This is a genomic window from Pelomonas caseinilytica, from assembly GCF_021353235.1.
GTDB lineage: Bacteria > Pseudomonadota > Gammaproteobacteria > Burkholderiales > Burkholderiaceae_C > Pelomonas > Pelomonas caseinilytica.
The window spans coordinates 262,066-271,506 of the sequence record NZ_JAJTWT010000005.1 but is presented as its reverse complement, the minus strand read 5'-3'; the positions used below and the strand labels follow the sequence as shown (position 1 = coordinate 271,506).

Sequence of the window (9,441 nt, the reverse complement as noted above, 5' to 3'; positions counted from 1 at the left end):
GTCAGGGGCGCCCTTTCTGCAGGCGCGCAAGCAAGGTGGTGAGCAGGGCCAGCAGCAGCGCAGCGCCGCCGGTGTGGCCCAGGGCGGCGACGATGGGCCAGTCGAGCACGACGTTGGACAGGCCGGTGGCGAGCTGCCAGCCGCCGGCCGCCAGCAGCCAGCGCGACCACGCGGGAGCGGGCCCGCGCAGCACCCAGGCGAGGGCGATGAGGGCGCAGAACACGACGGCCGCGCCGATGCGATGGGCCATGTGGATGGCGGCCAGGGCCTCGAAGCCCAGCCAGCCGCCGTCGGCGCGGCGGCCGAGGTCGCGCCAGAGTTCGAAGCCCTGGGCGAAGTCGAGGTGAGGCCACCACTGGCCGCCGTGGCAGGTGGGGAATTCGTCGCAGGCCAGGACCGCGTAATTGGTGCTGACCCAGCCCCCGAGCGCCACCTGCAACAGCGCCAGGGCCAGCACCAGGCCAGCCGCGCCGCGCAACCACGCCGGCGCAGGCAGCGGGCGCAGCTCGTAGGCCTCGCGCTGCCAGGCCAGCAGCATCAGCAGGCCGAGGCCGAACAGCAGGTGCAGCGTGACGATGGCCGGAAAGAGCTTCATGGTGACCGTCAGCGCGCCGAAGGCGCCCTGCACGCAGACCCAGGCCAGGGTCAGGGTCGGCCACCAGGGCGAAGGCGCCGACTCGCCGTCATGGCGCCTGAGCCGCCAGCTCAGCACCGCCATGACGAGGATGAGCAGGCCCACGGCGCTCGCCAGGTAGCGGTGCAGCATCTCGATCCAGGCCTTGGCGTGCGTGACCGGCCCTGTCGGCATGGCCGTCTGGGCGGCCTCGATGTGCTCGTGCGCACCGACGGGGCTGGCGGCGCTGTAGCAGCCCGGCCAGTCGGGGCAGCCCAGGCCCGAGTCGGTGAGGCGCGTGAAGGCGCCGAAGACGATGAGGTCGAAGGTCAGGAACAGCGCCAGCAAGGTGAGCGCGCGCAGGCGGCCGGTGGGCGTGGCAGCACGAGCACGCTGACGCCACCACAGCAGCGGGCCGAGCGCCACGGCACCGCCGATGGCGGCCACCTGGCCGAGAGGCAGCAGCAGGTCGTTCATCGAGGTCCGCCCGGGCGCCCGGCCTGGTCCCAGCCGGCGCTGGCGCGCAGCAGCTTGTCGAGGTCGGCCTTGAGCTTGCGGGGTTCGGGCTCGGCCGGCGCGCGCAGCATCCAGCGGCCGAGCGGATCGACGACGTAGAAATGGTCGGACAGCGCCTTGCCGGCCGCCGGCCGCAGCCACGCCGCCAGACGGTCGCTCGGCACGCGCAGGACCGTCACCTCCGCCCCCTTCTGGCTGATGGCCGACAGCACACGGGCGTCGGGCAGGGTGTCGCCGGGCACGAGCCAGACCTTGTCCACCCGGTCGCGCTCCTTGCCCAGCATCTCGCGCAGCTGGCGCTGCACGTAGAGCTGGCGTTCGCAGGCCGCGCCGCAGGCGGCGGGCTGGGCGACGACGAGCAGCCACTGGCCTTGCAACGAGGCCGCCGGCACCGCGCGGCCCTGCACGTCAGTCAGGGGTAGGTCGGCGGGTATCTCGGCGGTCGGCGAGATGAGCTCGCCATAGGCCGAGCCGTGCGGGCGGATGACGTAGAAGGTGAAGTAAGACGCGACGACCGGGGCCGCGCACAAGGCCAGCACAAGCAGCATCTTCCAGCGCCCGGCGCGCTGGGCCGTGACCTGCCTCGGGTCGGGCAGGCTGTGCACCGCGAAGCTGAGGGGTTCAGGGCTTGCGGAGCCGCGGGCGGACGAGTTGGAACCAGACATAGAGACCCAGGATCAGCGCGCAGAGCGCGAACCATTGAAAGGCATAGCCATAGTGCTTTTGCAGGCCGAGATCGGATGCCGGCCAGTGGCGCAGCAGGCCGTCTTGCGCGCCGGCGGGGGCGGTCTGCACGACGGTCAGCGGCAACAGGGCGAGCCCCGACTCGACGGCGAAGGCCGCGGGATCGAGATTCTGCCGGATCGTTCCGGTGGAACCCTCGCCGAGCTGATAAAGCCGCGATGGCGAGGCGGCCAGGCGGCCCACCACCTCGACTTCGCCCGAGGGCGTGTCCACCGGCGGCAGGTGCTTGCGGTCATAGGGATCGCGCGGCGCCCAGCCACGCTCCACGAGGACGGCATCGCCGCGGCCGGCGAGCCGCAGCGGCGTGACGACGTGAAAGCCGGCCCGGCCGTCCATGGGCCGGTTGTCCAGCCAGACGGTGCGTTCGGCGACCCATCGGCCACGCAGCCGAACCTGACGATGCACCTGACCGGCGCCATCCGTCGCCAGCTCGGCATTGCCCAGGGCCGGGCGGACGGCCTCGGCATCGATGGCGGCCTGCAAGGCGATCTTCTGGGCGGCGCGGTCCAGCTGCCAGACGCCCAGGCGGGCCGTCAGGGCCGCACCCAGCAGGGCCGCCGCCAGGATGAGCCAGCGCCGCGCCGTCATGCCGGGCGGCCCAATGCGACCCGGGGCGGATAATTCGTCGTCATGAGATTCCTGATCCTGGTCGCCTTCCTCGGCATCCTGGGCGCCCTGGGGGCGGCCGGGTTCTTCATGCTCCGCAAGGGCCGCGGCGACGGCAAGCGCAGCCCCAACATGGCCCGGGCGCTGGCCCTGCGGGTGGCCTTGTCGGTGGCGCTCTTCCTGATCATCCTGCTGAGCTGGAAGATGGGCTGGATCCACCCGACGGGCCTGCCGGTCAGATCGTAGCCGCCAGCAAAAAGCGCCGCTTGAGCGGCGCTTTGCTTTCGGGGCCTCGCGGCCTCACATCCAGTAGACGATGACGTACAGGCCCAGCCACACGACGTCGACGAAGTGCCAGTACCAGGCCGCGCCCTCGAAGCCGAAGTGGCGTTCCGGCGTGAAGTGGCCCTTCATCAGGCGGATGGTGATGAACAGCAGCATCAGCGCGCCCACGCAGACGTGGAAGCCGTGGAAGCCGGTCAGCATGAAGAAGGTCGAGCCGTAGATGCCGGAGCTGAGCTTGAGGTTGAGTTCGGTGTAGGCGTGGTGGTATTCGTAGGCCTGGAAGCCCAGGAAGGTCGCGCCCAGCAGCACCGTGATCCACATCCACAGGATGGTCTTGCCGCGATTGCCGGCGATCAGGGCGTGGTGGGCGATGGTGAGCGTGACGCCCGAGGTCAGCAGCAGCGCGGTGTTCAGCGTCGGGATGGGCCAGGGGCCCATGGTGCTGAAGGCTTCGACGGTGCCCGCGGGCGAGGCCGTGAAGCCCGGCGTCGTGCTCGGCCAGATGGCCTTGAAGTCGGGCCAAAGCAGCGAGTTCTCGAGGCTGCCCAGCAGCGGCACGGAGTAGACCCGCGCCCAGAACAGTGCGCCGAAGAAGGCGGCGAAGAACATCACCTCCGAGAAGATGAACCAGCCCATGCTCCAGCGGTAGGAGAGGTCGATGCGGTCGCTGTAGAGGCCGCCTTCGCTCTCGCCGATGGCGTCGCGGAACCAGGCCTGCAGCACGAAGGCCCAGAACAGCAGGCCGCCGAACAGCGAGTACATGCCCCAGCCGTGGCCGTTGACCCACTGGCCGGCGCCCAGGATGACGAAGAACAGGCCGATGGCGGCCATCACCGGATGCCGCGAGGGCGCCGGGACGAAGTAGTACGGGGTCTTGCCCGGGGTTGTCGCTGCCGACATGTCGTTCTCCTAGTTCTACTCTCGTTCTGAACCTTGCCGCCGCCAGCCTCAGCCGGCCGCGACGCCGCTGCCGATGACCCAACGGACCAACAGCACCAGCATCAATACAAACAGGGCCGCGCCGATGACGCCGGCGATGATCACGTGCACCGGGTTGAGCTTGGCCATGTCGTTCTCATGGTCCTTGCCCCGGCGCACGCCGAAAAAACTCCAGGCCACGGCCGAGAGGGTCTGGCCGAAGGACGCCTTGCGCCGCACGGCCTTCTTCAGGTCCTCGCCGGGGCGGCTCACAGGGAACCTCCAGCGGACTTGGGCGCCTGGCCCAGCTTGACTCCACCCTTGCCCGCCACCTCGAAGAAGGTGTAGGAGAGCGTGATGGTCTTGACGTCTTTGGGCAGCTTGGGGTCGATGACGAAGACGACCGGCCACTGCTTGCTCTCGCCCGGCTTGAGCGTGTATTCGTTGAAGCAGAAGCACTCGAGCTTGTTGAAGTGCGCGCTGGCCTGCATGGGCGCATAGCTCGGGATGGCCTGGGCGGCCATGGTGCGGTTCTGCACGTTGCGGAACTCGTACATGACCTGGGCCAGTTCGCCCGGGTGCACCGTCATGTGCCGCACCGCCGGCTTGAAGTCCCAGGGGCCGCGGGCGTTGGTGTCGAATTCGACCGTGATCTCGCGGCTGTAGTCGACCTGCCCGTTGCCGTTGGCCACGCCCTTCTCGGCCAGCGCCGTCTGCCGCTCAGCCAGCGACAGCACATTGATGCCCAGGGCGTTGCAGATGGCCTTGTAGAAGGGCACCATCGCATAGGCGAAACCGAACATCAGCGTCACCACCACGGCCAGCTTCAGCAGGAGGTGGTCGTTGTCGCGACGCAGCGCGGCGGCGATGGAGCGCAGGCCCATGGGAATGCGGGCCTCAGTGCGCGAACAAGGTCATCTTGGCGACGAAGCCCGCACCGAAGACGATGGCCACGGTGAGCAGGATCAACGCCAGCCGGCGGTTAGCCTTGCGCTGTTCGGGCGTCATGGTCGGGCTCAGGCGATGATCTTGGTGGCCGAGGCGTCGAGCTTGGGCGGCTCCTCGAAGGTGTGGAAGGGCGCCGGCGACGGCACTTCCCACTCCAGGCCCTCGGCGGCTTCCCAGGGCTTTTGCGCAGCCTTCTCACCCTTGCCACGCATCATCGGCAAGACGATGAAGAAGAAGAAGTACACCTGCATCAGGCCGAAGGCGAACGCACCCACCGAGGCGATGGCGTTGAAGTCGGCGAACTGCATCGGGTAGTCGGCATAGCGGCGGGGCATGCCGGCCAGGCCCAGGAAGTGCATCGGGAAGAAGGTGAGGTTGAAGAAGATCAGCGAACCCCAGAAGTGGATCTTGCCGCGCGTCTCCGAATACATCACGCCGGTCCACTTCGGGCCCCAGTAATAGACGCCGGCGAACAGGGCGAACAGCGAGCCGGCCACCAGCACGTAGTGGAAGTGGGCGACGACGTAGTAGGTGTCCTGGATCTGGATGTCGATGGGGGCCATCGCACACATCAGGCCCGTGAAGCCGCCCATCGTGAACACGAAGATGAAGCCCACGGCCCAGAGCATCGGGGTCTCGAAGGTCATCGAGCCGCGCCACATCGTGGCCAGCCAGTTGAAGATCTTCACGCCGGTGGGCACCGCGATCAGCATGGTCGCGTACATGAAGAACAGCTGGCCCGTCACCGGCATGCCGGTGGCGAACATGTGGTGGGCCCAGACGATGAAGGACAGGATGGCGATGGAAGCGGTGGCGTACACCATGGAGGCGTAGCCGAACAGGCGCTTGCGGGCGAAGGCCGGCACGATCTGGCTGATGATGCCGAAGGCCGGCAGGATCATGATGTAGACCTCGGGGTGGCCGAAGAACCAGAAGATGTGCTGGTACATGACCGGGTCGCCGCCGCCCGCCGGGTTGAAGAAGGCGGTGCCGAAGTGGCGGTCGGTCAGCGTCATCGTGATGGCGCCGGCCAGCACGGGCATGACGGCGATCAGCAGGTAGGCCGTGATCAGCCAGGTCCAGCAGAACATCGGCATCTTCATCAGTGTCATGCCGGGGGCGCGCATGTTGAGGATGGTGACGATGATGTTGATCGAGCCCATGATGGACGAGGCGCCCATGATGTGCATGGCGAAGATGCCGGCGTCCATGGACGGCCCCATCTGCAGCGTCAGCGGCGCGTAGAGCGTCCAGCCGGCGGCGGGAGCGCCGCCCGGCATGAAGAAGCTGGCCACCAGCATGAGGGCCGCGGGGATCAGCAGCCAGAAGCTGAAGTTGTTCATCCGCGCGAAGGCCATGTCGCTGGCACCGATCTGCAGCGGGATCATCCAGTTCGCGAAGCCGACGAAGGCCGGCATGATGGCCCCGAACACCATGATCAGACCGTGCATGGTCGTGAACTGGTTGAACAGCTCGGGGTTGAAGAACTGCAGGCCGGGCTGGAACAGCTCGGCGCGGATGCACAGCGCCAGGATGCCGCCGATCATCAGCATCGTGAAGCTGAACAGCAGGTACAGCGTGCCGATGTCCTTGTGGTTGGTCGCGAAGACCCAGCGGCGCCAGCCGCTCGGCGCGTGGTGGTCGTGATGATCGTCGTGGGCGTGGTCGCCAGCGTGGCCGCCGTGAACGCCGTGGGGGGGGAGCACTGCACTCATTTGGGTTCCTCTGATTCGGCGTTCCGATTACTTGCGCGCGGCAACCACTTCGGCGGGCTGCACGGTCTGGCCCGTCTTGTTCGACCAGTTGTTCTTGGTGTAAGTGACGACGGCGGCGATCTCGGTGTCGCTCAGCTGCTTCCACGAGGGCATGCCCTTGTCGAGGCGGCCGTTGAGGACGACCTGGATCTGGTCGAGGTGGTTGTCGGACAGCACGACGGCCGAGGCATCCAGCGGCTTGACCGGGCCGGCGCCCTTGCCGTCAGGGCGGTGGCAGACCGCGCAGTTGGCGGCATAGACCTTTTCGCCGCGGGCGATCAGTGCGGCCTGTTCCCAGACCTTGCTCGGATCGTCGGCCTTGGCGGCGGCTTCCTTCTTCTTGCCGTCGACCCAGGCGGTGTAGTCCTGGGCGGACACCACCTTCACGTGGATGGGCATGTAGGCGTGCTCCTTGCCGCAGAGCTCGGCGCACTGGCCGTAGTAGTCGCCCACCTTCTCGGCGCGGAACCAGGTGTCGCGCACGAAGCCGGGGATGGCGTCCTGCTTGACGCCGAAGGCCGGCACCATCCAGGCGTGAATGACGTCGTTGGCCGTCGTGATGATGCGGACCTTCTTGTCCACCGGCACGACCAGCGGGTTGTCCACCTTGAGCAAGTAGTTGTCGACGGGCGCCGGGTGGCCGGAGTTGGACGACTCGCGCTGCTCCGTGTCGAGGGTGGCGAGGAAGCCGATGCCTTCGCCCTCGCCCTTGAGGTAGTCGTAGCCCCACTTCCACTGGTAGCCTGTGGCCTTGATGGTGAGATCGGCGTTGGTGGTGTCCTTCATGGCGACGACCACTTTGGTCGCCGGCAGGGCCATGCCGATGACGATGAGGAAGGGCACCACCGTCCAGGCGATCTCGACGGCCACGCTCTCGTGGAAGTTGGCCGACACCGCGCCCTTGGACTTGCGGTGCTTGAAGATGGAATAGAACATCACGCCGAACACCGCCACGAAGATGACGAGGCAGACGACGAGCATGAAGTTGTGCAACCACATCTGGTCGCTCGCGATGCGCGTGACCGGCTCGTGCAGGTTGAGCTGATTGACGCCCGGGCCGCCCTTGAGATCGTTCACCGCGAGGGCCGAACCCGTTGCCAGGATCGCCGTCGCCGCCACGGCGGCCCGCTGGGCCCAACCGCGTGAGGCGCTATGCACTCGTGCGTTCATCATCGTCATGGTTGTCACTTGGTTCTTTGAATGGCGGGCTTGCAACCGGCCGGACGGCCCGGTCTGCAACGCAAGTTCCGTGTGAGAACAAAGTTTTTCGCTTTGTCCTTGATGCGGCGCAAGAGTTTAGCCCAGGCACATCGCGGCTCTGCCTGGGGCCAGCCCCGGGGAATCACCCACCCGGACGGCCTTTTTTCAGGGTGGCGCGCAGGGCGTCGACCGAGACGCGCGTCTCCTCCGCGACAGTCAGGCGCGGTGCAGCCTTGAAGGCGTGGCCGAAGACCAGTTCCACCGTCAACGCCAGCCGTCCGTCGGCATCGCGAAGGGTCTCCAGCTCGGCGAGCAATCGCCGATGCCAGGCCCGCCCGCGCAGGCCGGCGAATCGCAGCGGCGCCAGGTTGCCGCCCAGGGCGCGCAGGTCGGCCAGCAGGCTCTCGGGCGTGGCCCAGGTCAGGCGCAGGGTCTCCTGGTCCATGACCGGATCGGCAAAGCCCGCCTTGAGCACCAGGTCGCCGATGTCGTGCATGTCCCACCAATCGGGCGCGGACCGGCCCCAGCCGTTGCGCGCGTACAGCGGCCGCAGTTCCACGAAGCTGTCCGGCCCGAGGCCTGAGAACATGACGAAGCCGCCGACCGCCAAGCTGGCCTGCCACTGCGCCAGCACGGCCGGCAGGTCGGCGCAGGTGTGCAGGGCCATGTTGGACCACAGCAGCTCCACCTCGGGCCTGGCGGGCAGCGCCTCGATGCGGCCCGAGTGGCCGCCGCGCAGCTTGCGCCACCAGTTCGGCGCCCGCACCGCGGCCGCACGCTCCGCCAGCACACCGTCGGCCTCGTGCCACAGCATCTCGGCGTTCGGGTAGGCCATCCGCAGCAGGTTGCCGCTGGCGCCCAGGGCCGGCGAGGCGTCGAGCACGCGGGCGGGCTGCAGCTTGATGAACGGCAGCCGCTCGGCCATGCGCCGCGCCACCTCCACGTGCAGCCAGGGCGGCTGCCCGGCCCGCGCCAGGCGCCGGGCGTGATGGCGCAACGCGGCCGCGTCGAGGTCCTGGGGCCGCGGCCCCTTGTTTGAACTAGGGGACGCTGCCGGCTCGCTCATGGGCCGGTCAGTATATTGAGGCGATGCCCGCCCCGCCCCTGGCCACGCCCAGACCCACACTCGTCGAGAAGGTGCTGTTGCGCTGCGCCGGGCAGTGCGCGGTCTGCCGTGCCTGGAGCCACCAGACCGTCTGCGAGGACTGCCTGCAGCGCTACGCCCGCCCCGTGCCCCGTTGCTGGACCTGCGCCGCGCGGCTGCCGCTGACTCTGATGGGCAGGCCGCATCCGCAATGCGGGCGCTGCCTGATCGAGGCGCCACCGCTGGATCGCACCGTGGCGGCCCTGGACTACCGCTTCCCGTGGGACGGCCTGTTGCAGCACTTCAAGTACCACCAGGCCCTGGAGCTGCGCGAGAGCCTGCTGGAGCGGCTCAACTGCGCACTGACGGCGGCGGAGGTCGACCCCCCCGACTGGTTGCTGCCCGTGCCGCTTTCGGCCGAGCGCCTGCGCGAGCGCGGCTACAACCAGGCCCACGAGCTGGCCAAGGCGCTGGCACGCCGGCGCGGGCTGCGCTGCGAGCCGGGCCTGCTGCTGCGCGTACGGCACAACGAGCGCCAGGCCGGGCTCAAGCTCGACGCCCGCGCCGCCAACGTGCGCGGCGTCTTCGCCGTCGATCCCCTGCACGCGGCCCAACTGCGCGGCACCAGCGTCGCCCTCCTCGACGACGTGATGACCAGCGGCGCCACGCTCTTCGAGATCGCCCGCGTGCTTCTGCAGGCCGGCGTGATGAGCGTGCAGGCCTGGGTCATCGCACGCACGCCCGAGCCGGGCGAGGACTGAAGCCGCGGGGAT

The 9,441-nt window shown here is 68.5% G+C and carries 12 protein-coding genes; 2 read left to right on the top strand and 10 right to left on the bottom strand.

What is annotated here, in order from left to right:
- Position 1 precedes the first annotated feature (1 nt).
- Genes LXT12_RS14075 through LXT12_RS14065 form a run of 3 tightly spaced genes read right to left on the bottom strand, consistent with a single transcriptional unit; the run spans position 2 to position 2,461 of the window.
- Positions 2-1,090 (bottom strand): COX15/CtaA family protein, encoded by a 1,089-nt coding sequence (locus LXT12_RS14075; RefSeq protein ID WP_233392815.1) that lies wholly within the window; start codon positions 1,088-1,090, stop codon positions 2-4.
- Positions 1,087-1,794 carry an SCO family protein gene (locus LXT12_RS14070; RefSeq protein ID WP_233392814.1) on the bottom strand — a complete coding sequence of 236 codons (708 nt, stop codon included), beginning with the start codon at positions 1,792-1,794 and terminating at the stop codon, positions 1,087-1,089. Before LXT12_RS14070 ends, LXT12_RS14075 begins: the two co-directional genes overlap by 4 nt.
- The gene (locus LXT12_RS14065) at positions 1,751-2,461 is read right to left on the bottom strand and encodes an SURF1 family protein (RefSeq protein WP_233392813.1); all 711 of its coding nucleotides are present in this window, start codon (positions 2,459-2,461) and stop codon (positions 1,751-1,753) included. Before LXT12_RS14065 ends, LXT12_RS14070 begins: the two co-directional genes overlap by 44 nt.
- A gap of 42 nt (positions 2,462-2,503) precedes the next feature.
- Between LXT12_RS14065 and LXT12_RS14060 the strand changes: the two genes are divergently transcribed.
- Positions 2,504-2,725, top strand: coding sequence for a DUF2909 domain-containing protein (locus tag LXT12_RS14060; protein ID WP_233392812.1), 222 nt, complete (start codon positions 2,504-2,506; stop codon positions 2,723-2,725).
- 54 nt (positions 2,726-2,779) lie between these two features.
- Here the strand turns inward: LXT12_RS14060 and LXT12_RS14055 are convergent, their stop codons facing one another.
- From LXT12_RS14055 to LXT12_RS14025, 7 genes are all read right to left on the bottom strand, one after another.
- Positions 2,780-3,664, bottom strand: a complete 885-nt coding sequence (locus tag LXT12_RS14055) for a cytochrome c oxidase subunit 3 (protein ID WP_233392811.1) — start codon at positions 3,662-3,664, stop codon at positions 2,780-2,782.
- 48 nt (positions 3,665-3,712) lie between these two features.
- Positions 3,713-3,955: a DUF2970 domain-containing protein gene (locus LXT12_RS14050; RefSeq protein WP_233392810.1), complete on the bottom strand. Its 243-nt coding sequence runs from the start codon at positions 3,953-3,955 to the stop codon at positions 3,713-3,715.
- A complete protein-coding gene (locus LXT12_RS14045; RefSeq protein ID WP_233392809.1) occupies positions 3,952-4,566 on the bottom strand; it encodes a cytochrome c oxidase assembly protein in 615 nt (204 codons plus the stop codon). Before LXT12_RS14045 ends, LXT12_RS14050 begins: the two co-directional genes overlap by 4 nt.
- A 13-nt stretch (positions 4,567-4,579) precedes the next feature.
- On the bottom strand, positions 4,580-4,690 hold the full coding sequence (locus LXT12_RS14040; protein ID WP_233392808.1) for a cytochrome oxidase small assembly protein: 111 nt from the start codon (positions 4,688-4,690) through the stop codon (positions 4,580-4,582).
- Positions 4,691-4,698: 8 nt separating this feature from the next.
- Positions 4,699-6,345, bottom strand: coding sequence for a cytochrome c oxidase subunit I (gene ctaD / locus LXT12_RS14035; protein WP_233392807.1), 1,647 nt, complete (start codon positions 6,343-6,345; stop codon positions 4,699-4,701).
- A 27-nt stretch (positions 6,346-6,372) separates the two neighbouring features.
- Positions 6,373-7,554 carry a cytochrome c oxidase subunit II gene (coxB, locus tag LXT12_RS14030; protein WP_419964779.1) on the bottom strand — a complete coding sequence of 394 codons (1,182 nt, stop codon included), beginning with the start codon at positions 7,552-7,554 and terminating at the stop codon, positions 6,373-6,375.
- Between the two features lie 172 nt (positions 7,555-7,726).
- The gene (locus tag LXT12_RS14025) at positions 7,727-8,650 is read right to left on the bottom strand and encodes a class I SAM-dependent methyltransferase (RefSeq protein WP_233392805.1); all 924 of its coding nucleotides are present in this window, start codon (positions 8,648-8,650) and stop codon (positions 7,727-7,729) included.
- Positions 8,651-8,673: 23 nt separating this feature from the next.
- Between LXT12_RS14025 and LXT12_RS14020 the strand changes: the two genes are divergently transcribed.
- Positions 8,674-9,429 (top strand): ComF family protein, encoded by a 756-nt coding sequence (locus LXT12_RS14020; protein ID WP_233392804.1) that lies wholly within the window; start codon positions 8,674-8,676, stop codon positions 9,427-9,429.
- Positions 9,430-9,441 lie beyond the last annotated feature (12 nt).

What these genes read in the sequence shown, in the direction of transcription:
- LXT12_RS14025 (WP_233392805.1), bottom strand. Translation starts at nt 8,650, where the DNA reads ATGAGCGAGCCGGCAGCGTCCCCTAGTTCAAACAAGGGGCCGCGGCCC.
- LXT12_RS14040 (WP_233392808.1), bottom strand. Translation starts at nt 4,690, where the DNA reads ATGACGCCCGAACAGCGCAAGGCTAACCGCCGGCTGGCGTTGATCCTG.
- LXT12_RS14020 (WP_233392804.1), top strand. Translation starts at nt 8,674, where the DNA reads ATGCCCGCCCCGCCCCTGGCCACGCCCAGACCCACACTCGTCGAGAAG.
- LXT12_RS14065 (WP_233392813.1), bottom strand. Translation starts at nt 2,461, where the DNA reads ATGACGGCGCGGCGCTGGCTCATCCTGGCGGCGGCCCTGCTGGGTGCG.
- LXT12_RS14055 (WP_233392811.1), bottom strand. Translation starts at nt 3,664, where the DNA reads ATGTCGGCAGCGACAACCCCGGGCAAGACCCCGTACTACTTCGTCCCG.
- LXT12_RS14060 (WP_233392812.1), top strand. Translation starts at nt 2,504, where the DNA reads ATGAGATTCCTGATCCTGGTCGCCTTCCTCGGCATCCTGGGCGCCCTG.
- LXT12_RS14045 (WP_233392809.1), bottom strand. Translation starts at nt 4,566, where the DNA reads ATGGGCCTGCGCTCCATCGCCGCCGCGCTGCGTCGCGACAACGACCAC.
- LXT12_RS14075 (WP_233392815.1), bottom strand. Translation starts at nt 1,090, where the DNA reads ATGAACGACCTGCTGCTGCCTCTCGGCCAGGTGGCCGCCATCGGCGGT.
- LXT12_RS14070 (WP_233392814.1), bottom strand. Translation starts at nt 1,794, where the DNA reads ATGTCTGGTTCCAACTCGTCCGCCCGCGGCTCCGCAAGCCCTGAACCC.
- ctaD (WP_233392807.1), bottom strand. Translation starts at nt 6,345, where the DNA reads ATGAGTGCAGTGCTCCCCCCCCACGGCGTTCACGGCGGCCACGCTGGC.
- coxB (WP_419964779.1), bottom strand. Translation starts at nt 7,554, where the DNA reads ATGAACGCACGAGTGCATAGCGCCTCACGCGGTTGGGCCCAGCGGGCC.